The sequence below is a fragment of the Rhizobium sp. WYJ-E13 genome (assembly GCF_018987265.1).
Lineage (GTDB): Bacteria > Pseudomonadota > Alphaproteobacteria > Rhizobiales > Rhizobiaceae > Rhizobium.
Genome location: NZ_CP076853.1, coordinates 2,250,039 through 2,270,925, shown reverse-complemented (window position 1 = coordinate 2,270,925; position 20,887 = coordinate 2,250,039). Strand labels below are relative to the sequence as shown.

The window sequence follows — 20,887 nt, the reverse complement described above, 5'->3', positions numbered from 1 at the left end:
ATGCGGGAAGTGAATCATGACTTCCGGTAAACCGCAACTGTAGTACTAGATCGCCGGACCTGGCTGGATGCGGCTTCCATCGGTGAAGCGCGACAGCCGGAAGCGGTTGAGATTGTGGCCGGTGGCATTTCCCTGGATCAGGTCCGACACCACGCGGCCGATGCCTGGGCCGATGCCGAAGCCGTGGCCGCTCATGCCGGTCGCGACGAAGAGACCGGGAATTGTTTCCACGCGATCGACGATCGGTACGATGTCGGGCATGGCGTCGATCATGCCGGCCCAGGTCGTCTTCAGGCGAACCGTTTTGAATTGCGGGAAAAGGCGCTGGAAATTGCGGCTGATGGCATCGAGGTCGGACTTTTCCGGGGCGGGGTTGAGGACCCGCATCCGTTCGAAGGGGCTCTCGGCATCCGCCGTCCAGTTGCGCGGGGTCGACCAGCTGTCCGGGTAGCCTTCGGGGGCCGCGGGCGAATAGCGCGTGCCGAAGGGGTGGGCCATCAGGGCGGGCAGGTATTTCGTCGCGTGGCGGAATACGTCCGGCCCGAGATAGAGGCGATGGCTTCCGGGCGCCAGCGTGTAGCCGCCATCCTGCCTGCGGCGGAAGGCGACTTCGGCTCCGGCGGCGGCGCCTGCGTGAATTTCGGGCATGGGGTCGGTCGCGGCGACGGTGGCGCGCACGGCAAGCTGCGGGATGGAGATACCGTGCCGCTTCAGGAAGAGAGACGACCAGGCGCCGCCTGCGACCAGCACTGTCGAAGTCTCGATGCGGCCGGCCTCGGTTCGCACACCGCTCACCTTGCCGGCGGATATATCGAGGGTACGTGCGGCGCAGTTCTCGATGATCGTCACGCCGAGCCGGGCGGCGAGTCGGGCAAGGGCGGGGACTGCGAGCCAGGGCTCGGCGCGCATATCCGACGGTGTCGTCATCGCGCCGGCAAATTTGCGGGATATGCCTTCGAAGAGGGCTGCCGTTTGCCCGCTGTCGAGCAGGCGGGTGTCGAGATCATAGGCACTCGCGAGCTTCATGAAGGTTTCGAAGCCGGCCATCTGCTTGTCCGAGTTCGCAAGATAGGTGACGCCGGTCCTGATAAGGCCGATATCCTCGCCGCATTCTTCCGCCAGCTCTTTCCAAAGGCGGCAGGCCTCGATGACGATGGGCAGTTCGTCGCCATCGCGGCCCTGCTTGCGGATCCAGCCCCAGTTGCGCGAGGACTGTTCGGCGGCGATGCGTCCCTTCTCGATGAGCGTCACGGAGATCCTGCGCTTGGCCAGAAACAGCGCCGTCGTCACACCGATCACGCCGCCGCCGATGATCACGACATCGGAGGTTTTCGGAAGCGGGCCATGATGCCGGATGGGGTCGGCGACGGAGAAGGGGAAGGTGGGCAAGCTGTGAATCCTGAAGGCTGACCGGTGGGCTAACGATTGCTAGAGGCTCCAGGCCAGCAATTCAAGGCGATGTGAGCAAGTGGCCACCGAAGCCATGATGCTGTTTGCCCCCCCCTAGAGCGCCGTGCGTCCATTCGGACGTACTAAGGACACTCTAACTCTTTGAATCTACGCATCAGGCTTTCCGAAAATCGATTCCGATTTTCGGGCCGATGCTGCAGCCGAATAAAGAGAAATTCGCGGCCAGCGATGCTGCAATACCGGGACAGGTTGCACAGCCGGCGGGGGAAGTGCTAGGCGAGCATTTTTTAACGGAAACGCAGCTCCGATGCAAAGGCGTCGCCCATCGCGGCCTCGAGCAGCGGAAACCATGGTTGGACGATGAGCATCAGCATTTATGTGATCAATCTCGACCGGTCCACGGATCGGTGGAATGCGCTCTCCGAGCAGGTGAAGGCCCTGCAGTTCGACCTCGTTCGCATTGCCGGTGTCGATGGGCGGGAGGTTCCCGCAGATCAGCGCACGGCATGCGATGACCGCGCCTTTCGGCGCAACAACGGCCGAACCATGCTGCCGGGCGAATATGGCTGCTACCGGAGCCATCTGAAGGTGCTCGCGGCCTTTCTGGAAACGGGCGAGGCCGCCTGCATCATCGCCGAGGATGATATCATTTTGTCTGCCGATCTCGTTGCCCGCGCCGAGGCGGCGCTCGCGGCCGTGCCCGGCGCCGATGTGATCAAGCTCGTCAATCACCGCATTGTCGGCTTCAGGCCTGTCGCCACCTCGGCTGCCGGCGATGAGATCGGCCGGGCGACGCATGGTCCGCAGGGGTCGGCCGCCTGCTATGCGGTGACGCGGAAGGGTGCCCTGAAGCTCCTCGAGCAGATCGCCGTCATGCGGTTTCCGTGGGATATCGAACTGGAACGGGGCTGGGCATCGCGAGCGCGGATCTACACGACCCGGCGGAATGTGACTGTCGTGGAAGAGGGCGGCTCGAATATCGGGACGCGATCCGTCTACAGGGCCACCAAATTTCCCTGGTGGAGGCGGTTGCCGACCTATGCGATCCGCATCGCCGAGACGGTCCGCAGAATCAACTACGCATTGAAAAAGTAAGGCAACGGGCTGGAAGGCTCAGATGTAAGGGGCGGCTTTGCTGTCGCCGGCAAGATCCGGCTCAAGACTTTTTTGGTACTTTAGAAGGCCGTCTCAGTGGTGTTGCAGTCGCGGCATAATGCGGCCGCAATTTTTCAAGAGCCAATTCAAGAAATTACCCCAAAAATGGTTATTCTGTGACGTAAAAGCTTACGATTCCGTATGCTTACCCAGTCTTGTTCGTGACAGTTCGGCAATGTAGACCATCGCCGAAACCTATCGAGCAGTGTTGCGCCAACATCTCAACTCGGTCGGCTATCGGTCTGAGGTGTATCTTGAGCGCTCGAAATAATTTCGTGGGTGATCTGCACCCGCGTACCTATGCGGCTGCCGATCCGGTAGCGTCTCATAAGTTGAAAATTCTGCATATCTTGTTCTCCTCCAGAATTGCCGGATCGGAACGATACTGCATTGATCTCGCCAACGGGCAGGCTGCTCTTGGGCACGAGGTGCATGTTGCCGGACGATACGGCTCGCCGATGGCGAAACTGCTTTCCAAGCAAGTCATTTTCCATGGCTTTGCGACACCGTTTCTGCGCGGTCGCAGGCTGCGGTGGCTGGCCGCGCGGGCAGGGATCGAAATTGCGCACGGGCATCTCAGCCATGGCTGCAAAGCGCTTGCCGCAGCGCCCGACAGTGTCGCCAGAATCGCAACCCTGCATGTCGGGTACAAGGCCAGGCAACATGCGCATCTCGATGGCGTCATCTGTGTCAACGCGGCCCAGGCGACACGGCTCGGCAAATATGACGGCCAGTCGACGCTGATTTCCAACTGGCTGCCGGATGTCAAATCCGCCGAGAGCTTCGACCTGCGTGCGCAGCTGAATCTGCCGCGCGAAACACGGCTCGTCGGCGGCGTCGGGCGTCTGCATCTCAGCAAGGGATATGATGTGCTGGTGTCGGCCTTCCGGCAGTCGGCCCCCAAGGATGCCGCTCTCGTCATCGTCGGCGAGGGGCCGCATCGCGCCGCGCTGGAAAAGCTTGCCAGGGGCGACAGCCGCATCCATCTGCTCGGCCATTGCAACAATGTGCCGGGGTTCCTGCGCAATCTGGATCTCTTCGTGTCGCCGTCGCGCGAGGAATCGGCGGGGCTCGCCATTCTCGAGGCCATGCAGGAAGGGCTGCCGATCATCGCCACGGCCGCCGAAGGGCCGTCGGAATATCTGCGCGAGCATCCGGTGACGCTGGTCACGCCGGGCTCCGTCGAGCAGCTTTCTGCGGCGCTTGCCGATGCGATGCGAGAACAGCCTGTTGTCCGCCTGTCGCGCGTAAGCTACGACTTGCGTCCTTTCTCTCGTTCGGCAGGCATTGTGAATGTTCTCGATTTCTATTCCCGGGTTGCCGGCGGAGCCGCTGCGCAGCTGGCCCGGACACCGATCATCCGCGGTTGATCCATGCGTCTGAAGCCCAAGAGTGATTTCTGGCAGGTCGGCATCGTGCCGGCGCCGGCCCAGGAGTTGCTCGATGCCGAGACTTTGGCGGATCGTTCCAGCCGCATCACGTGGCTGCCCGATCCCGGCCCCTGGCGCTTTCTCGCCGATCCCTTCGCCGTGAGGCGGGGCGATGCCCTGCACGTCTTCGTCGAGGCCTATGACTACCACACCAAGCATGGCTTCATCGAGCGCCATGAATTCGGGCCGGCCCTCGAATGGCGCGGCAAGGCGGCGACGCTCGTGCGGCCTTTCCATCTCTCCTATCCCTTCCTGATCGAGCAGGATGGCGAGGTGCTGATGGTGCCGGAAAGCCATAAGGCCGGTGAAGTCGCCCTTTATCGCGCCCGTGCTTTCCCGGACGGCTGGGTGCGCGAAACGGTGCTTCTGGCCGATATTCCGGCTGCCGAGGCCTGTCTGATCCAGCATCAGGACATCTGGTGGATGTTCTACACCGTCGTCGGGTCCGGCGCGCGCGACCAGCGCGAGCTGCATGTCGCCTTTGCCGACCGGCTGACCGGACCATGGAAGACCCATCCGCAGAATCCGGTCCTGGTCGACCGCTCCGGCGCGCGGCCGGGCGGCACGCCCTTTGTCGGCGCCGACGGCCAAATCATCCTGCCGGTTCAGGATTGCAGCGTCAGCTATGGCGGCGGCCTGCGCTTTCTGCGTTTCAGCCTGCTTACGGAAACGCATGTGACCTCGGAGCACCTGCCGGTGCGGCTGACCGGCGATCTGGCCGCTGCCGATTACCCTGACGGGCTGCACACGTTTTCCGCCTGCGGGGACCTGACGCTCATCGATGTGAAGCGCATCGACAGGTCTTTCGGCCGTCATATCGTCAACCTGAAACGGAAGCTGCTGCCGAAGGGTGCATTGCCGGGATTGGGGTGATATCGGCCGTTCGGCCCTCGCAATCTGCGCCGACACGGGCGAAACTGTCCTCGGATTCGATGCGGAGGATTGGTCGGGATGCCTTGCCGGCGAGGACGACAATGGTGTGGAGATGAGCGATGACAAAGCCGATGCTGTCATTGCAGCTCTATTCGATGCGAGGTCTCGGAGATCTCGGCACGCAACTCGACAAGGCCGCAGGCGCCGGCTTTGGCGCCGTCGAGCCGCTCGAAGGGCATTTGCGTGACGCGAATATCCTTCAGGCCGGGCTTGTCAGGAACGGGCTGTTGGCGCCGTCGGCGCATGTCGGGCTGGAGGCGCTGCGCAGCGAGCGGCAGCGCTTTGTCGATGCCTGCCGGCAATGCGGCATCGGGCAGCTCTTCGTTCCCCATCCGGCGCCGTCTGCGATGAAGGAAACGAAGGCGGCATGGCAGCGGATCGGCCATGAACTCGGCGTGCTCTCGGAGCAGATGAGAGCCGATGGCATCATGCTCGGTTATCACAACAAGACCGCGGGCTTCGACCGCACCATCGGCGGGCGCTACGGTTTCGAGCTGATGTTCGAGGCGGCCAGGGGCAGTCCGCTCGTCTGGCAGGCGGATATCGCCTGGCTGGCGCGCGCCCAGCCCAACGCCATCGAATGGATAAGGCGCTATGCCGCTGTGCTCACCTCGGTTCATGTGAAGGATCAGGCGCCCGACGACATGGACCCCGACGAGGATGGCTGGGCGAATGTCGGCTCCGGCGTGCTTCTCTGGCCCTCGCTCTGGCGGGCGGCGGTTGTAAGCGGGGCGCGGCTCTTCGTGGTCGAGCATGACAATCCGCGGCTGCCCTTTGAATTTGCAGCCCGCAGCTATGCCTATCTCAGCCGGTTCCTGACGTAGGAACCAGGCCTCGGGTGGCGAGATCATCAATCCCGCGGCAGCTTGCCGAGCAGCAGGTGGTTTCCCCTGCGGTTGCCGCAGCTCCTGCATGTCAGGCGAAGGCCGATCATCGCCAGCGACAGGTCCTTGCCGCAGCGGTAGGCGAGCGCGCGCCGGTCGATCCTCGTCTCATGATGGCAGGCGTCGCACCGTGCGTGAAGGACATACCATTGCGGCAGGGTGGCGAGCGTTTCCCTCTCGGTTGCGACAGCCTCATGGCTGGCGACGAGATCGATGCTGCGGCGGTGTTTCATTTTTTGTCGAGAGGGGGCCTGTCCGAGAGGAGCCGGTCGAAGGAGGGCCGCCAGCCGCGCGTGATGCCGCGACTCATCGCGCCTTCGGCAAGGGCAAGCTGTTGACGCAGGTGGCGGCAGTCCTGCAGAAGCGTTGCGATGGCGGCCTTGGCGTCCTCGTCATGCCAGGAAAGCACGGCCTCGACCTCCCAGCTCAGGTCATCGTTTGTCGTCTCTTCATTCGGGATTTTAGGGGCCAGTTGCGGGCGCATGTTCTCATTCTCCTTGCAGAGCATTTCAGTTCCAGATTGTCGGGATGGCGGCCGCAGCGCCACGGATGTTCTTATTATGTTCTCATTTTTGTGAGAGTCAAGGGCGAGTGCTGGTTCACTGCGGGAGCGTCAAAACCTTTCCCAAGCTCTGCCTTGTGGGGAGGGGTGGGAAGAGCTTGCCCTGGATCGGCCGCCGTTTGCGGACATTCCGCGATTAAGGCGATAGGCTCATCTGAACAAGCACAGAAGAACGGCGCGCTGATGTGGCAAGCAGACCCTTCAGACATCGACCGGTATGTCAGCAATGAAAAGTGATGTTGTCGTCGGGCTTTGGAAGTATAATTCTTTCGTGCCTCAGAATTTCACCCGTTGTGATTATTTTATCATCCTTTATATTGCGGCTTCCGCAATAGTAAAGCAGACAATTTTACGATAAAGGTGAAATACAGAGGTAAAATTCCAGATGTTGTGTGTCTTATATTTGAATATTTGACGCATTAAAACACAAGCCCGGAAGGGAAGCTATGAGGATCTGCTCCTTTGTCATTGCGTTTCAACTCAGCCTGCTGATGTGGGGTGGCGCCTACTATAGCGCCCGGGAAATCTATCATACCCTGAATGCTTCCGGATCATTTGATATGTCCTTCATTCCAAGTGCGGTTCGTGGCTCCCCGCACTGACGCCCGATCACGATAGTTCCCGCCCAGGCGTGACCGCCGAAATCAACCCCGTGACGACCGTAGAAATCGGAAAGCAAGACCACTATGAAATCGCTGCATTCCCTCCTGATCGTCTATATTGGCCCGCCACTGTTTGCAGTTGCGGCTCTTCTGGTCATCGTGTCATGGTTCGGTGATGAGCAGTCCGGTCCGGGGACGGATGTAACGGTCAGCGTACAAAAAGGCGGCAGGATCGGCAGCCAGAGCGAGATGTTTCGGTAATCCGGGGCGCAAAATAGAGCTGCCGCCGCTCCCTCATCGTCAGCGAGAAATTGAGAAGGGCCGCCAAGTGGGGCCCAGCAACCCTTCTCCTGCTGGTAGGTGCAGCATCCAGCGGAGGCAAAATACAAGCAGTGGATGTTCTGGATAGTGACGGCGGTCACATTGCGACAATTTTTTCTCGCAAAAGCTGAATGAACCGGCTTCGCGACTGCGTGGCGGCGCCGTTCTGCCCGGATGTCGGTGGTTTTGTACTCGCGTATATATATACAGAAAACCGTCTCTTGACCTATGTTCCCTTCGGCAGGCGGGTACTTCACTAACCACCGGAGATTCAGATGTCGGGATGTAAGCATGTTGCAGCCGTTCGATCCGTGGAGCCCAGGACGCTTGGCTGCGAGGAATGCCTGGAGGACGGGCAGGAATGGGTCCATCTTCGGCTTTGCCGGGAATGCGGCCATGTCGGGTGCTGCGACCAATCCATCGGAAAGCATGCGACGGCGCATTTCCACGCCACGGGACATCCCATTATCGAAGGGTACGATCCGCCCGAGGGCTGGGGCTGGTGCTATCTCGACGAGACTATGGTGGAACTGCCCGATCAGACGCCGCAGCGCGGCCCGATCCCGAGCTATTATTGAGCTGCCGTCATGAGCTCCGACAGCCTCGAAACCCGCCGCCACCAGATGTTTCCCGTGCTGAGTGCCGGACAAGTTCAAATGGCGACACGCTTTGCCAGCAGCGGCCCGCATTCTTTTGCCCCCGGCGAGGTCGTGTCTGAGGTCGGTGACAGGCATTCGCCCGCGTGGCTGATCCTCTCCGGCCGTCTCGATGTCTTCCGGCATGACGGGCTGTCGATGCCGGAAGCCCTGATCACGAGCCATGGAAAAGGGCAGTTTTCGGGAGAGGTCAGTCAGCTCTCCGGACGGCCCGTGCTTGCAGGCGGACGTGCGGGTCCGGAAGGATGTGTGGCGCTGGCATTCGATGCCGCGCATCTGAAGGCTCTCATCATAGGATCGGCTGATATCGGCGAGATCATCATGCGTGCCTATATTCTGAGGCGCGTGGAATTGATCAATTTCGGCGGCGCCGGTTCGGTTCTGATCGGCAATCCCGGAGAGCCCAACCTGGTTCGCCTGCAGGGCTTCCTGACCCGAAGCGGCTATCCCCATGTCGTGCTCGACGCGGCCCTGGACCACGAAGGTCGGGCCTTGGTGGAGAGGCTTGGAATTCTGGCGGGTGAATTGCCGCTCATGGTCTGCCCCAATGGCACGGTACTCAAACATCCGACCGACGCTGAAGCTGCCTGCTGCCTCGGCATCATGCCGGAGCTCGATCCGGCGGCCGTCTACGATGTGGCGATCGTCGGAGCAGGTCCATCGGGCCTGGCTGCTGCGGTCTACGCGGCGTCGGAGGGCCTTAGTGTCATCGTCATCGACGCACGTTCGATCGGCGGACAGGCCGGCAGTTCCTCGCGTATCGAAAATTATCTCGGTTTCCCGACCGGAATTTCAGGCCAGGCGCTCGCGGGCCGCGCCTTCAATCAGGCGCTCAAATTCGGAGCGGAGATCGCCTTGCCGCTCGAGGTCAATGAGCTGATTCCGGCCCCGTCCGGCAGACGCAGAACCGATCCGATGGTGTTAAGGGTTGAGGGCGACAGGACGGTCAAGGCACGAACCGTCGTCATCGCCTCAGGTGCCAGTTACCGCAGGCCTGATATTCCCGACATTACGCGCTTCGAGGGCGCCGGTATTTCCTATTGGGCATCTGCAATCGAAGCGAAACTATGCGAAAACGACGATATCGCCCTGGTCGGCGGCGGCAATTCAGCCGGCCAGGCGATCGCGTTCCTGGCACCGCGGGTCCGGCGTCTCCACCTGGTGATCCGCCGAAGCCTGACCGAAACCATGTCCACTTATCTCATCGATCGCATAGCGGCGCTGCCAAACGTCGAGATGCATCTGGGATGCGAGCTGACGGCGCTGTCGGAAGACCCGCATGGCCGCCTGGCGGCAACCATTAGGGATCTCAAGGGGCAGTCTGAGAAGAACTACAATCTTCGCCGCGTCTTCATGTTCATCGGCGCCGACCCGAATACCGACTGGATCAAATGCCGCATCAAGACGGATGACAGGGGCTTCATCAGGACAGGGACAGCCTTCAGCCCCGAGGTCGAAGAGGAGCTTGGAAGGCGCTCCCTGCAACTGGAAACCAGTCTGCCGTACGTCTTTGCGATCGGCGATGTCCGGGCCGGTTCGACCAAGCGGGTTGCCGCAGCCGTCGGCGAAGGCGCTGCCGTCGTCAGCGATGTTCACGCGGCGCTGAGACAGCTCCGATCATGAAGTGATCCGGTGCGCGGGCGCCACCACTGTCGACGGCGTCAGCGGCCTGAACGCCAATCCTTGCCTTGAACCAGGCTCCAGAAGTTTTCGGCGATATCCGTCATGCGCGCTCGTGGTCTGATCAGGACGATCTTGACGTCGACGGCCCAATCCGCCGATCCCGATGACGTCAGTCTTCCGCTTGGCCCCATTTCGTCGGCGGCCAGGCTCTCCGGTATCCAGGCAATCCCTTTTCCCTCCATGGCGAGCGCCTTCAGCGCCATCGCCAGATGGGAGGTGAAGACCGTCGAGAGGGGCAGCGGGCGCGTGCCGGAGGAGAGGGCCGACGACAGGATGCGGCCCATGCCTGATGTCTCCTCGAAGGCAAGATGTGGGACTGCGCGATCCGACGCCTCGGAAATGCTGTGGAGCGGGTGGCCATGCTTGTCCCTGCCGCTCACCGGAATCAGCCGGTCGCTGGCAAGCTCCACATGCCTGTAGGCGTTCCTGTCGAGACGGATCCTGCTGTTCTGATGGTCGTGGCAGAGCAGGAATTGCGCGCGGCCTTCCGTCATGATCCGCTCGCATTCATTCATATTGTCGGAGAGCAGGCGGATCGGCATCGTCGATGCCTCGTGACCCAATCCTTGGATCCAGCCGGGAAAGAAGATGAAGGAGAGGGCGTGGGTGGCGGCGAAGGTCACGGTGGAGGTCGCCGCGCGCATCTGCGCGAGATCCCGGCCGGCGCGCTCCAGCCGTGCGGCAATATCGTTTGCCGCCTCCAGCATGGCCTCGCCTGCCGGGGTGAGCTTCAACCTGTGCGTCGAACGGTCGACGAGGTCGGAGCCGCACCAGTCTTCGAGCGACTTGATGCGGCGTCCGAAAGCCGGCTGCGTGATGTGGCGCTTTTCTGCGGCTCTCGAAAAGTTCAGCGTTTCGGCGAGAGCCTGGAGGTCGGCGAGCCAGGCGGTTTCCACGATGGTTTACCCGTTTCCGTGCTGCTTCTGAAGCATTGACAAAACGGCATCGCTCTCAGGATTTCAAGTTAATTCATAGGGATTTTCGGTGAAGCGGGACATTGGCAGTGCCGATCCGGCATTGAAGGGACACGGATCGGCATTGGACTGGGAGGGCGGATTTCTCTTAAGTTATCGCCATACGAGGGCAACGGCCTTCAAGTTCGGAATGGAGGCAACAATGCGTATCATCGATGTCTGCGAAGTGACGAAGCCGATCGCTTCGCCGATCCGCAACGCCTATATCGACTTCAGCAGGATGACGGCGAGCCTGGTGGCCGTCGTCACCGATGTCGTGAGAGACGGCCGCCGCGTGGTTGGTTACGGCTTCAATTCCAATGGCCGCTACGGCCAGGGCGGTCTTATCCGCGAACGCTTCAAGGATCGTATTCTCGAAGCCGCGGCGGAAAGCCTCGTGAACGATGCCGGCACCAATCTCGATCCGCACAGGATCTGGGCGACGATGATGAAAAACGAGAAACCCGGTGGCCACGGCGAGCGCTCGGTCGCGGTCGGCACGATCGACATGGCCGTCTGGGATGCCGTTGCCAAGATCGAGGGCAAGCCGCTCTTCCGGCTGCTGGCGGACATGAAGGGCAGGGAGGCCGACCCCAGGGTTTTCGTCTATGCGGCCGGCGGCTATTATTATCCCGGCAAGGACAACAGTGCTTTGCGTAGGGAAATGCGCAGCTATCTGGACCGCGGCTACACCGTGGTCAAGATGAAGATCGGTGGCGCCTCGATCGATGAGGATCGCGGCCGTATCGAATCCGTGCTGGAAGAGATCGGTTCTGAGGCGCGGCTTGCCGTCGATGCGAACGGCCGCTTCGATCTGGAGACCGGCATTGCCTACGCCAAGATGCTGCGCGACTATCCGCTCTTCTGGTACGAGGAAATCGGCGATCCGCTCGATTATGCGCTGCAGGCTGCTATCTCCGAATTCTACGATGCGCCGATGGCGACCGGCGAGAACCTTTTCTCGCATCAGGATGCCCGCAACTTGCTTCGCTACGGCGGCATGCGCGCCGACCGCGATTATCTGCAGTTCGACTGCGCGCTGTCCTACGGCCTCGTCGAGTATCTGCGCATACTCGATGTGCTGCGCCAGTTCGGCTGGTCGCCGTCGCGCTGCATTCCGCACGGCGGCCACCAGATGTCGCTCAACATTGCAGCCGGCCTCGGTCTCGGCGGCAACGAGAGCTATCCCGATCTCTTCCAGCCCTATGGCGGGTTCCCGGACGGGGCGAAGGTGATCGAGGGGCATATCACCATGCCGGAACTGCCCGGCATCGGCTTCGAGGGCAAGTCCGACCTCATCAAGGTCATGCGGGAATTGGCGGAGTGAGGGCGAAGAGCTTGCTATCGCTTAATTGGCCTAAGCTTCCGACGGCGGAGTTTTCGCGGCGTCCAGGTAGGTGCAGAACATCAGCGTCAGTTGCGTCCGCAATCCGCCGTCGATGAGCAGTTCGGACATATCCCGCTCGAAGACGTTGCGGACGGTGCCGCAGAGGACGTTCAACATCATGACGTTGACGGCGGCGAGCTTCTCGAACTCCGCGTCCGAGGCGGTGGCGAACATCGCATGGCTGGCGGCTTCGATGCGCTGCGACATGGCCTCGACGATCTCAGCGACATCCACTTCGGCGGCGGCGCGGTAGAGGGCGATCGTCACGTCGCGGCGCTCGATCTTGACCTCGATATAGGTGTTGACGAGGGCATCGGCCATCTCGGAATAACGCGCGCCGCGATGGGCGAGGCAGGCGGCTTCCACGCGTTCGGCCAGCATCGTCAGGTAGCGCTCGTTGACGGCGTGGAACAGCGCCTGCTTGTTCGGAAAATACTGGTAGAGGGAACCGACGGATACGCCGGCTCTTTCGGCGACCCGCGTCGTCGTCAGATCACCTGGGCCGTCTGATATCAAAACCTGAATCGTCGCTTCGAAAATCGCCTCGACGGTGCTCACCGACCGCGCCTGACGCGGTGATTTGCGGGCACTTGCGGCTGATATCTGCGCGGAAACCATATGCGAATTCAAAACCTGAAGAATCCTTCTTATTTTCAATTTGCGCGCACCGATCGAGATTTTCAAGGAACTTCAGGATGAACAACACTGGACGTATCGCGCTCGTGACAGGCGCAAACAAGGGAATTGGATATGAAATCGCCAGACAGCTCGCCGTGGCAGGCGTGACTGTACTGCTCGGCGCGCGTGATGCCGGGCGCGGGCGGATGGCTGCCGATGAACTGGCCGCCCAGGGGCTCGATGTGTCTTTCGTGCAGATCGATGTCTGCGATGCAGAGAGCATCGCGGCGGCTGCCGGCGAGATCGAGACCAGGCACGGCCGCCTCGACATTCTCGTCAACAATGCCGGCATTGCCGATTATACCGATGGGGCGCCCGGCAAGGCCTCGCTGGAAGCGGTGCGCCGCGAGTTGGAGACCAATTTCGTCGGCGCGCTGGCGGTCACCCAGGCGATGCTGCCGCTTATGCGCAAGGCGGCGACCGGCCGTATCGTCAACATGACGAGCAGCCTCGGCTCGCTCACGCTGAATGGCGACCCGGACTGGCCCTTCTACGGCGTGCGGCTCATTGGCTACAACGCATCGAAAGCGGCGCTGAACATGCTGACGATCCAGCTCAATGCCGAGCTTGGCGACAGCGGCATTACCGCCGTCTCGGTTTGCCCCGGCCTCGTCAATACCGATCTCAGCGGCCACAGGGGCGATCGTTCGCCCGCCGAGGCGGCGGCTTTCCCGGTTCGGATGGCCCTGGTCGGGCAATATGGTCCCGAAGGCGCGTTTCAGAGCGAAGGCGGCGCGGTGCCCTTGTAATTTTCCTTCACCGCGAAGCGATTGACGGCGTGGCGATTTGCGGCTAGCTCTACCGCCCATGAAAATCGCAATGGTTCTCGTCGTGGTGATATCGCGCATGGGCAGGACGGTGTAACCGTCCGGCATCAGCCACCCATGCGCCGAACACAAGGTCCCTGACGGGGCCTTTTTTTGTGCCCCGTCGCACCCCGATCACCCTATCAACGACGGAAATTGCTATGACCGGCGATAAGGCCAACTCTACCCGAATTTCCCCCTACAACCGCCTTATGAACGGCGGTGAAATCGTTCTGCAGGCGCTGCGCGACAATGGCGTCGAGCATATTTTCGGCTATCCGGGCGCTGCCGTGCTGCCGATCTATGACGAGATTTTTCAGCAGGATGACATCAAACATCTGCTGGTGCGGCACGAGCAGGGGGCCGGCCATGCGGCCGAAGGCTATGCGCGCGCGACCGGCAAGGTCGGCGTCATGCTGGTGACCTCTGGACCAGGTGTCACCAATGCTGTCACGGCGCTGCACGATGCGCTGATGGATTCCATTCCGCTCGTCTGCCTGACGGGACAGGTGCCGACGAACCTGATCGGCACGGATGCCTTTCAGGAATGCGATACGGTCGGTATCACGCGACCCTGCACCAAGCATAATTTCCTCGTCAGCCATATCGACGATCTCGCAAAGACGATCCATCTCGCTTTCAGGATCGCGGTGTCAGGCCGGCCGGGTCCGGTTCTGGTCGATATGCCGAAGGACGTGCTCTTTGCGAGCGGGCTCTATGTCGGACCGGATGAGATTTCAGTGCCGGTGCGTTATCGGGCGCAGGCGGACGATAACCGCGAAGCGATTGCGGAGGCGGTTGCGATGATGGCGCGGGCCGAGCGGCCGGTCCTCTATACCGGCGGCGGCATCATCAATTCCGGGCCGGAGGCTTCGCGCCTGCTTCGGGAACTGGTGGAGCTGACGGGTTTTCCCATCACCTCGACGCTGATGGGGCTTGGCGCCTATCCGGCATCTGGGCTTAACTGGCTGAAGATGCCGGGCATGCACGGCTCCTATGAGGCGAATATGGCGATGCATGATTGCGATCTGATGATCGCCGTCGGCGCGCGTTTCGACGACCGCGTGACTTCGCGCATCGACAAGTTTTCGCCGGGGTCGAGGAAGATCCATATCGACATCGATCCGTCCTCGATCAACAAGAATGTCGCCGTCGATATCGGCATCGCGGGCGATGCGGCTGATGTGCTGAAGGCGATGATCGAAGCCTGGCGGGCGCTTCCTGCCGTGCCGGAGCGAAGGCGGCTCGCCGGCTGGTGGGCGAAGATCGAGCGATGGCGGGCGCGAAACTCCTTCGCCTATGAGATGCGCGATGACGTGATCATGCCGCAATATGCGCTGGAGCGGCTGCATGCGCTGACGTCAGGCCTTGATCCCATCGTCACGACAGATGTCGGCCAGCATCAGATGTGGGCGGCGCAGCTTTTCGGCATGGAGGAGCCGAACCGCTGGATCACGTCGGGCGGTCTCGGCACGATGGGATACGGGTTACCGGCGGCGATCGGGGCGCAGATCGCCTATCCCGGGCGGCTGGTTCTCGGCATTGTCGGCGATGGCTCGGTACAGATGACGCTGAAGGAGCTTTCGGCGGCGATGCAGCACCGGGCGCCGGTGAAGATCTTTATCCTCAACAATGCGCAGCTCGGCATGATCCGGCAATGGCAGCAGATCCTGCATGGCAACCGCCGGGATCGATCCTATTCCGCCTCCCTGCCGGATTTCGTCAAGCTGGCGGAAGCCTATGGCGCAGTTGGTATCCGATGCGAGAAGCCCGATGAACTCGATGACAAGATCCGCAAGATGATCGCTATCGACCGGACGGTGCTTTTCGATTGCCGGGTAGCGGCGCTCGAGAATGTCTATCCGATGGTGCGCAGCGGCCGGCCGCATAATGACATGCTGTTCGGAGACGATGTGCGCGCGGCTGAAGCCGATGCCCGCTTCGGCTTCAGCCAGGGGCTTGTCTGATCAGAGCAGGGCGCCCCGGTTTAGGGGCGCTCGGCCATGACGAGCAGCAGGAACGCGGCAAGGTCGCGCCAGCGGGCAAAGCGCGGGGAGTTTTCGCAGACCTCGGGGCTCGGCTGCGGTTCGCCGATCCTGCCGATGCGGAAGCCGGCGGCGGCGATGCCGTTCAGGTAATCGGCCATGGTGCGCGGAAAGCGCGGTACGGCGAAGAGCCTGACCTCCTCGCCGGCCGGCCGGGCGCCGAAGCGCCATTCCTCGGTGAAGGTGCTGCGATCGAAATAGCGCGAGACGCAGAGGGCGGTCGCAAAGCCGTCCTCGTTCTTCTGCCAGCCGAGGCCCGGCGTGATGAAGCAGGGATGCAGCACGCTGAAGGCGATAAAGCCGCCGGGGCGCAGCAGCCGGTAGGCTTCGCGCATGGCAGCCTCGAAATCCGGGCCATCCATCAGCGCCATGGTGGAGACGACGGCATCGAAGGAGGCATCCGGAAAGCCGGTATCGGCGCTGTAGGAAGAAATCTTGTAGGTGATGCCGAGAGTGCTTTCATCCTCGGCCTTTTGCGCATGGCCGATCATGCGCGCGGAGAGATCGATGCCGGTCAGGCGTGCGCCGAGCTCGGCAAAGCGGCGGGTATTCGTGCCTTCGCCGCAGCCGAAATCGATGACATCAAGGCCGGCGATCGGCGGCAGGAGATCCAGGAAGGCGGGGAAGGTGAAAAGCTCGCGATAGACGTCGTAGCCGTTACGGACGTCATGCGTCCATTGATCGGCATTGTCGTCCCATCGCGCCGCCACGCCCTGTAACAGATCGTCACTCATCGGTCCCTCGCATGTCCTTGCCTGATTCACGCCGGGGAAGGATAGGACGGTTTGTTATCGGGGCAATGACTGCCCGCTCAATCCCGCCCGACCGGCGCTCCCAGCGGATAGAGATGGCGGTAGGGGCGGGCCTCGTCGAGGGCGCGGGCATAGCTCGGGCGCTGGAGAAGGCGGGTGCGGTAGGCGCGGACATTTTCGAAATGGCCGGGGACTGGGTGCGCCCAGTCGGCATAGAGCATGGCGGGGGCGGCGGAGCAGTCTGCGAGGCTGAAGTCTTCGCTCGCCACCCATTGGCGGCCCTTCATATGCTCGTCGAGAATGCCATAGGCGGTTTCGAGTGCCTGGCGCCAGCGGATATAGTTGTCATCGGGCTCGACCTCGCGACCGAGCGAGGCATTGACCATGCGCTGCTGCGGATATTGCAGGTAGTTATCGAAAAAACGGTCCCACATGCGCACCCTGTTCGCCACCATGGCGTCGGCGGGAAGCAAGGGGTGGTCGGTCGGGTGCAGGAGGTCGATATATTCGATGATGCTGGTGGCCTCGAAGATGAAGTCGCCGCCATGCTCAAGGACTGGAAAGCGCTTGATCGGCCACTTCGCCTGGAATTCCGAGGCGATCGGCTCGCAGCCGTCGAGAAGCTTCACCTCGAAGGCCAGGTCCTTTTCGTAGAAGGCCGTTTTCGCCTTTTGGGAATAGGAGGAAAGCGGGTGCAGGTAGATCACGAGCGGCATGGCGGCGGACATGGGCAAGCCTTACTTCGAAAGGACGATATGCGCAGCCATCTCGGTCATCTCGTGGGATTTGACGGAGAAGCCCAGCGCCGGCAGGTCGATGCCTTCGAACATGGCTTCGCCCTTGCCGAGGACAACGGGGGAGATGGCGAAATGGATCTCGTCGATCAGGCCGGCTTTCAGATATTGGCGCACGGTGCTGACGCCGCCGCCGATCTTGACGTCCTTGTCGCCGGCGGCCGCCTTTGCCTTTTCCAGTGCTTCCTCGATGCCGCCGGTGATGAAATGGAAGGTGGTGCCGCCCTCCATGACGATGGGCTCGCGGGCATAGTGGGTGAGGATGAAGGTGGGCGCATGATAGGGCGGGTTCGGACCCCACCAGCCTTTCCAGTTCTCATCCGGCCATTCGCCCCTGATGGGACCGAACATGTTGCGGCCGAGGATGAAGGCGCCGAAGCCGGTCATGGCTGCGGCGCCGTATCTGTCATCGACGCCGGTGGTGCCGTCGTCCTTGCCGATCATGGTGCGGAAGGTGCGGGTGGGGAAGAACCACTGGTGTACTTCCATGCCGCGCTTGCCGAGAGGATTTTCAAGGCTTTGGTCCGGGCCGGCGCCGAAACCATCGACCGAAAGGGAAAATGCAGCGACGCGTACACGAGTCATGTCAGCCTCCATCTGATTGCATTTTGAAATCGGTTGTCTTGTCGCATAACCAATCCTATAATGCAACTGGTTTTTGTCGCGGAGTCGAATATGGATATCGAGATACGGTCGGGCTGCCCGATCAACCTGACGATGGAAGTGCTGGGCGACCGATGGAGCCTCGTCATCATCAGGGATATCATGTTCGGCAATCGCCGTCATTTCCGCGAGCTGCTGACGCAATCGGAAGAGGGCATCGCCTCCAATATTCTGGCGGCGCGGCTGAAGCGGCTGCTGTCCTACGGGCTGATCACCAAGCTCGACGATCCCTCCCATAGCCAGAAGGCGATCTACAGCCTGACGGAAGCCTCCATCCAGCTCGTGCCCATGTTTGCGATGATCGGCGCCTGGGGGCGGCGGTTTCTGCCTGTGAGCGAGGATCTGAGCATCCGCGCCGAACTTCTGGAAGAGGGCGGGCAGAAGCTCTGGGACGAGTTCATGGATGATCTCAGGCGCATCCATATCGAGGACCCGATCGGCGGGGCGAACGGATCCGTCAAATCGCCGGTGCTAGCGCGGCTGACGGCGGCGTTTCTGGAGGTACGGGCGAAGATGGATGCGGCGGCGGGTTAGTTGCCGCCAGGGTTCAGGACGATTTTGAAGGCCAGGTCGATAGCGCCTGCTCGGCAACGGCCTCCAGCGCCTCGCGGCTGAAGCCGGCCTTGGCCTGTACCGCCATGCCGTGAAGCACGGCGAGCAGGAAGGCTGCAAGTGCTGCGGGCTTGGCGGTCTCCGGCAGGTCGCCTTCGGCCTTTGCCCGCTCGAAGCGTTCGCGAAGCTGGACTTCGCCAACCGCGCGGGCATCGATCAAAGCCTGCCGCACCGGTTCGGCTTCATCCGATCCCGCCAGCACGCCATTGATACCGAGGCAGCCCCTGTGGGTGGGGAAGCGCGTGTTGAGGTCTATCGCGTTGGACAGGATATGGGCGGCGACTTCCCGTGAGGTCGGCAGCTCCAATGCTTTCGGGATGTAATCCAGGTATCGCTCGTAATAGCGATCCAGAACCTGGCGGAAGAGCGCTTCCTTGTTGCCAAAGGCGGAATAGAGCGCCGGCCGTTCGACGCCGGTCGCCTCGGTGAGGTCGGCGTAGGACGCGCCTTCGTAGCCCTTGCGCCAGAAGACGCAAAGCGCGGCATCGAGCGCTTTTTCGACATCAAACTCGCGATGGCGTCCCATCAGACCGACTCAATGAATTTCATAATGGTCATTATTAAACCACTTGACAGCGTTTGTCCAGATTTCATACCAATCGTTATGGTAACGATCGTTACGAAAAAACTGAACCGCCAGCCAATGGGGCGGGCGGTGCTTCGACGGGGTATGGAAAGGACTGATATGTCTGACATTTTGAAGGGAAAGGTCGCTCTGGTGACCGGTGGTTCACGCGGCCTGGGTGCTGCTGCGGCGGAGGCGCTTGCGGACCAAGGCGCGGATGTGGCGATCAGCTATGTCAATTCGGCCGAGAAGGCGGAAGCCGTGGTCGAGACGCTGCGGGCGAAGGGTGTGCGGGCTCTGGCGATCCAGAGCGATCAGGCCGACACCGCGGCAGCCAAGCCGCTGGTCGAGAAGGTCGTGGCCTATTTCGGCAAGCTCGACATCCTCGTCAACAATGCGGCGATTGCCGTGCAGGGCAGGACGGTCGACGATCCCGATCTCGACACGGTCAATCTCGATCGCCAGTGGCAGGTCAACGTGATGGGTGCTGTGGCGACCACACGGGCGGCAGCGCAGGCGATTTCGGATGGCGGCCGGATCATCTTCATCGGCTCGCTGCTCGGCAGCCGCGTGCCGTTTTCCGGCGTTGCCGATTATGCGGGGACCAAGGCGGCGATTTCAGGATATGCGAAGGGCGTCGCCCGCGATCTCGGCGGACGCAATATCACCGTCAACATCGTCCAGCCCGGCATCATGCCGACCGACATGGCGGCTGACGTGCGAGACAACCTGCCCGACGCAGTGATGGACCTGCATCCGATCCGGCGCATCGCGACGCTGGAGGAAGTCTCGGCGGCCATCAGTTTCCTGGCGGGGCCGAATGGCGGCTACATCAGCGGCGGCGTGATCGACATTTCCGGCGGGCTGCAAGTCTGAGATCAAAACGATTTGCCGCCTGCGGAGCTGAAAAACTCAGTAGGCGACAAGTTCGGCGACGAGCCGATCGGTCAGGCCGCGAGGCTGCCGTAGTCCATCGCGTCGAGATCGGCGATCAGGCCTGGACCGGTTGGGTTCCAGCCGAGGATACGGCGGGTCTTTTCGCTTGACGCCGGGAAGTCGAGGCCGGCGAAGATGGCCATCCAGCCGAAATGCTCGGCTGCCTTTTCCGGTGCGATGGAGATGACCGGCAGTTTCAGGCCGCGGCCGAGGGCTTCGGCGATCTCGCGCATAGTCACACCTTCCTCATCAACAGCGTTATAGCGGGCACCGGCTTCGCCGCGTTCGATCGCAAGGCGATAGAGCAGGGCGACATCGAGCAGGTGGCCGGCCGGGAAGCGGTTGCGGCCTTCGCCGACGTAGCCGACGGCGCCCTTTGCGCGGGCGATTTCGATCAGCGGCGAGACGAGGCCCTGCTTGAACGTGTTGTGGACCTGCGGAAGACGCATGACGGAGACGTTGACGCCCTGATCGAGCAGGGCGTTGCCGGCAAGTTCGGAGGCGATGCGCGGGTTGGGATGCTCGATGTTGAAGACATCCTCGCTCGCCGGTTCACCGAGATGGGCATTGCCGATGCCGGTGCCCGATGTGATGAGGAGGGGGCGGTTCGAGCCTTTCAGAGCCTCGCCCATTGCGGCGATGACGCGGCTGTCCTTCTGGCAATTCTCGACGAAGCGGGAGAAATCATGGTCGAAAGCCGTATGGATGACGGCCTCGGCCTTCTCGACGCCGGCTTGCACGCTTTCGGGCGCTTCCAGCACTCCCCGGTGGACTTCGACGCCGGCTGCTTCGAGCGCCCTGGCGCCGGCGTCGGAGCGGGTCATGCCGATGACATGATGGCCTGCCTTCTGAAGTTCAGGCACGATGGCCGATCCGATGAAGCCGGTGGCGCCGGTGAGAAAAATGCGCATGGGGTATCTCCTTATTTTAAAGCGTGCTCCTGCACGCTTTAAGTCTTTGTTTTGTCGCATGTCGTTGTCGCAAAACCGCTTCACACTTTTGCGCGACTTGCTTTACAGCCCCCAATATTGCGCTATGTTTTATGCTGTTAAAGTAGTGA

Annotated in this window: 22 protein-coding genes; 12 read left to right on the top strand and 10 right to left on the bottom strand. The window is 61.6% G+C overall.

Annotation, left to right across the window (positions count from 1 at the left end; translation table 11 throughout):
- Nucleotides 1-45: 45 nt before the first annotated feature.
- Nucleotides 46-1,389: an FAD-binding oxidoreductase gene (locus KQ933_RS11510; RefSeq protein ID WP_216755008.1), complete on the bottom strand. Its 1,344-nt coding sequence runs from the start codon at nt 1,387-1,389 to the stop codon at nt 46-48.
- 381 nt (nt 1,390-1,770) lie between these two features.
- Here KQ933_RS11510 and KQ933_RS11505 point away from each other — a divergent pair, with 381 nt between their 5' ends.
- From KQ933_RS11505 to KQ933_RS11490, 4 genes are all read left to right on the top strand, one after another.
- On the top strand, nt 1,771-2,505 hold the full coding sequence (locus KQ933_RS11505) for a glycosyltransferase family 25 protein (protein ID WP_216755007.1): 735 nt from the start codon (nt 1,771-1,773) through the stop codon (nt 2,503-2,505).
- Nucleotides 2,506-2,840: 335 nt separating this feature from the next.
- Nucleotides 2,841-3,935 carry a glycosyltransferase gene (locus tag KQ933_RS11500; protein WP_253958230.1) on the top strand — a complete coding sequence of 365 codons (1,095 nt, stop codon included), beginning with the start codon at nt 2,841-2,843 and terminating at the stop codon, nt 3,933-3,935.
- Nucleotides 3,936-3,938: 3 nt separating this feature from the next.
- The gene (locus KQ933_RS11495) at nt 3,939-4,868 is read left to right on the top strand and encodes a glycosyl hydrolase family 43 (protein WP_216755006.1); all 930 of its coding nucleotides are present in this window, start codon (nt 3,939-3,941) and stop codon (nt 4,866-4,868) included.
- A 119-nt stretch (nt 4,869-4,987) separates the two neighbouring features.
- Nucleotides 4,988-5,752, top strand: coding sequence for a sugar phosphate isomerase/epimerase (locus KQ933_RS11490; RefSeq protein WP_216755005.1), 765 nt, complete (start codon nt 4,988-4,990; stop codon nt 5,750-5,752).
- A 26-nt stretch (nt 5,753-5,778) separates the two neighbouring features.
- On the opposite strand, the gene KQ933_RS11485 is transcribed toward KQ933_RS11490, so the two are convergent.
- Both KQ933_RS11485 and KQ933_RS11480 read right to left on the bottom strand, forming a co-directional pair.
- Nucleotides 5,779-6,045 carry a hypothetical protein gene (locus tag KQ933_RS11485; protein ID WP_216755004.1) on the bottom strand — a complete coding sequence of 89 codons (267 nt, stop codon included), beginning with the start codon at nt 6,043-6,045 and terminating at the stop codon, nt 5,779-5,781.
- Complete coding sequence (locus tag KQ933_RS11480; RefSeq protein WP_216755003.1) at nt 6,042-6,296, bottom strand: hypothetical protein; 255 nt, start codon at nt 6,294-6,296, stop codon at nt 6,042-6,044. The genes KQ933_RS11485 and KQ933_RS11480 overlap by 4 nt, the downstream gene beginning before the upstream one ends.
- A gap of 764 nt (nt 6,297-7,060) precedes the next feature.
- Here KQ933_RS11480 and KQ933_RS11475 point away from each other — a divergent pair.
- The 3 genes from KQ933_RS11475 (at nt 7,061) to KQ933_RS11465 (ending at nt 9,576) form a co-directional block, all read left to right on the top strand.
- Nucleotides 7,061-7,237, top strand: coding sequence for a hypothetical protein (locus KQ933_RS11475; RefSeq protein WP_216755002.1), 177 nt, complete (start codon nt 7,061-7,063; stop codon nt 7,235-7,237).
- Between the two features lie 335 nt (nt 7,238-7,572).
- A complete protein-coding gene (locus KQ933_RS11470; RefSeq protein WP_216755001.1) occupies nt 7,573-7,875 on the top strand; it encodes a UBP-type zinc finger domain-containing protein in 303 nt (100 codons plus the stop codon).
- Nucleotides 7,876-7,884: 9 nt separating this feature from the next.
- Nucleotides 7,885-9,576 (top strand): FAD-dependent oxidoreductase, encoded by a 1,692-nt coding sequence (locus KQ933_RS11465; RefSeq protein WP_216755000.1) that lies wholly within the window; start codon nt 7,885-7,887, stop codon nt 9,574-9,576.
- A 38-nt stretch (nt 9,577-9,614) separates the two neighbouring features.
- On the opposite strand, the gene KQ933_RS11460 is transcribed toward KQ933_RS11465, so the two are convergent.
- Entirely contained in the window at nt 9,615-10,532 is a 918-nt protein-coding gene (locus tag KQ933_RS11460; RefSeq protein WP_216754999.1) for a LysR family transcriptional regulator, read from the bottom strand.
- A gap of 220 nt (nt 10,533-10,752) precedes the next feature.
- Here KQ933_RS11460 and KQ933_RS11455 point away from each other — a divergent pair, with 220 nt between their 5' ends.
- The gene (locus tag KQ933_RS11455; protein ID WP_216754998.1) at nt 10,753-11,916 is read left to right on the top strand and encodes a mandelate racemase/muconate lactonizing enzyme family protein; all 1,164 of its coding nucleotides are present in this window, start codon (nt 10,753-10,755) and stop codon (nt 11,914-11,916) included.
- 30 nt (nt 11,917-11,946) lie between these two features.
- On the opposite strand, the gene KQ933_RS11450 is transcribed toward KQ933_RS11455, so the two are convergent.
- Complete coding sequence (locus KQ933_RS11450) at nt 11,947-12,534, bottom strand: TetR/AcrR family transcriptional regulator (protein ID WP_253958229.1); 588 nt, start codon at nt 12,532-12,534, stop codon at nt 11,947-11,949.
- Nucleotides 12,535-12,671: 137 nt separating this feature from the next.
- Between KQ933_RS11450 and KQ933_RS11445 the strand changes: the two genes are divergently transcribed.
- Together KQ933_RS11445 and KQ933_RS11440 are read left to right on the top strand one after the other, a co-directional pair.
- A complete protein-coding gene (locus tag KQ933_RS11445; RefSeq protein ID WP_216754997.1) occupies nt 12,672-13,403 on the top strand; it encodes an SDR family oxidoreductase in 732 nt (243 codons plus the stop codon).
- A 269-nt stretch (nt 13,404-13,672) separates the two neighbouring features.
- A complete protein-coding gene (locus KQ933_RS11440; protein WP_216758891.1) occupies nt 13,673-15,427 on the top strand; it encodes an acetolactate synthase 3 large subunit in 1,755 nt (584 codons plus the stop codon).
- 20 nt (nt 15,428-15,447) lie between these two features.
- Here the strand turns inward: KQ933_RS11440 and KQ933_RS11435 are convergent, their stop codons facing one another.
- The 3 genes from KQ933_RS11435 to KQ933_RS11425 all read right to left on the bottom strand — a co-directional run bounded on the left by KQ933_RS11435 (nt 15,448) and on the right by KQ933_RS11425 (nt 17,636).
- Complete coding sequence (locus KQ933_RS11435) at nt 15,448-16,239, bottom strand: class I SAM-dependent methyltransferase (RefSeq protein ID WP_216754996.1); 792 nt, start codon at nt 16,237-16,239, stop codon at nt 15,448-15,450.
- Nucleotides 16,240-16,316: 77 nt separating this feature from the next.
- A complete protein-coding gene (locus tag KQ933_RS11430; RefSeq protein ID WP_216758890.1) occupies nt 16,317-16,973 on the bottom strand; it encodes a glutathione S-transferase family protein in 657 nt (218 codons plus the stop codon).
- A 21-nt stretch (nt 16,974-16,994) separates the two neighbouring features.
- Nucleotides 16,995-17,636 carry a dihydrofolate reductase family protein gene (locus KQ933_RS11425; protein WP_216754995.1) on the bottom strand — a complete coding sequence of 214 codons (642 nt, stop codon included), beginning with the start codon at nt 17,634-17,636 and terminating at the stop codon, nt 16,995-16,997.
- A gap of 90 nt (nt 17,637-17,726) precedes the next feature.
- Here KQ933_RS11425 and KQ933_RS11420 point away from each other — a divergent pair, with 90 nt between their 5' ends.
- On the top strand, nt 17,727-18,248 hold the full coding sequence (locus KQ933_RS11420; RefSeq protein ID WP_216754994.1) for a helix-turn-helix domain-containing protein: 522 nt from the start codon (nt 17,727-17,729) through the stop codon (nt 18,246-18,248).
- A 13-nt stretch (nt 18,249-18,261) separates the two neighbouring features.
- Here KQ933_RS11420 and KQ933_RS11415 read toward each other — a convergent pair whose 3' ends face one another.
- Nucleotides 18,262-18,852, bottom strand: a complete 591-nt coding sequence (locus KQ933_RS11415; protein WP_216754993.1) for a TetR/AcrR family transcriptional regulator — start codon at nt 18,850-18,852, stop codon at nt 18,262-18,264.
- Nucleotides 18,853-19,011: 159 nt separating this feature from the next.
- Here KQ933_RS11415 and KQ933_RS11410 point away from each other — a divergent pair, with 159 nt between their 5' ends.
- Nucleotides 19,012-19,767 (top strand): SDR family NAD(P)-dependent oxidoreductase, encoded by a 756-nt coding sequence (locus KQ933_RS11410; protein WP_216754992.1) that lies wholly within the window; start codon nt 19,012-19,014, stop codon nt 19,765-19,767.
- A gap of 71 nt (nt 19,768-19,838) precedes the next feature.
- Here the strand turns inward: KQ933_RS11410 and KQ933_RS11405 are convergent, their stop codons facing one another.
- Nucleotides 19,839-20,738 (bottom strand): SDR family oxidoreductase, encoded by a 900-nt coding sequence (locus KQ933_RS11405; protein ID WP_216754991.1) that lies wholly within the window; start codon nt 20,736-20,738, stop codon nt 19,839-19,841.
- Nucleotides 20,739-20,887 lie beyond the last annotated feature (149 nt).

Excerpts from the sequence above, each read along its gene's own strand:
- KQ933_RS11505 (WP_216755007.1), top strand. The coding sequence starts at position 1,771 with ATGAGCATCAGCATTTATGTGATCAATCTCGACCGGTCCACGGATCGG.
- KQ933_RS11495 (WP_216755006.1), top strand. The coding sequence starts at position 3,939 with ATGCGTCTGAAGCCCAAGAGTGATTTCTGGCAGGTCGGCATCGTGCCG.
- KQ933_RS11490 (WP_216755005.1), top strand. The coding sequence starts at position 4,988 with ATGACAAAGCCGATGCTGTCATTGCAGCTCTATTCGATGCGAGGTCTC.
- KQ933_RS11485 (WP_216755004.1), bottom strand. The coding sequence starts at position 6,045 with ATGAAACACCGCCGCAGCATCGATCTCGTCGCCAGCCATGAGGCTGTC.
- KQ933_RS11480 (WP_216755003.1), bottom strand. The coding sequence starts at position 6,296 with ATGCGCCCGCAACTGGCCCCTAAAATCCCGAATGAAGAGACGACAAAC.
- KQ933_RS11475 (WP_216755002.1), top strand. The coding sequence starts at position 7,061 with ATGAAATCGCTGCATTCCCTCCTGATCGTCTATATTGGCCCGCCACTG.
- KQ933_RS11470 (WP_216755001.1), top strand. The coding sequence starts at position 7,573 with ATGTCGGGATGTAAGCATGTTGCAGCCGTTCGATCCGTGGAGCCCAGG.
- KQ933_RS11465 (WP_216755000.1), top strand. The coding sequence starts at position 7,885 with ATGAGCTCCGACAGCCTCGAAACCCGCCGCCACCAGATGTTTCCCGTG.
- KQ933_RS11455 (WP_216754998.1), top strand. The coding sequence starts at position 10,753 with ATGCGTATCATCGATGTCTGCGAAGTGACGAAGCCGATCGCTTCGCCG.
- KQ933_RS11445 (WP_216754997.1), top strand. The coding sequence starts at position 12,672 with ATGAACAACACTGGACGTATCGCGCTCGTGACAGGCGCAAACAAGGGA.
- KQ933_RS11440 (WP_216758891.1), top strand. The coding sequence starts at position 13,673 with ATGAACGGCGGTGAAATCGTTCTGCAGGCGCTGCGCGACAATGGCGTC.
- KQ933_RS11435 (WP_216754996.1), bottom strand. The coding sequence starts at position 16,239 with ATGAGTGACGATCTGTTACAGGGCGTGGCGGCGCGATGGGACGACAAT.
- KQ933_RS11430 (WP_216758890.1), bottom strand. The coding sequence starts at position 16,973 with ATGCCGCTCGTGATCTACCTGCACCCGCTTTCCTCCTATTCCCAAAAG.
- KQ933_RS11425 (WP_216754995.1), bottom strand. The coding sequence starts at position 17,636 with ATGACTCGTGTACGCGTCGCTGCATTTTCCCTTTCGGTCGATGGTTTC.
- KQ933_RS11420 (WP_216754994.1), top strand. The coding sequence starts at position 17,727 with ATGGATATCGAGATACGGTCGGGCTGCCCGATCAACCTGACGATGGAA.
- KQ933_RS11415 (WP_216754993.1), bottom strand. The coding sequence starts at position 18,852 with ATGGGACGCCATCGCGAGTTTGATGTCGAAAAAGCGCTCGATGCCGCG.
- KQ933_RS11410 (WP_216754992.1), top strand. The coding sequence starts at position 19,012 with ATGTCTGACATTTTGAAGGGAAAGGTCGCTCTGGTGACCGGTGGTTCA.
- KQ933_RS11405 (WP_216754991.1), bottom strand. The coding sequence starts at position 20,738 with ATGCGCATTTTTCTCACCGGCGCCACCGGCTTCATCGGATCGGCCATC.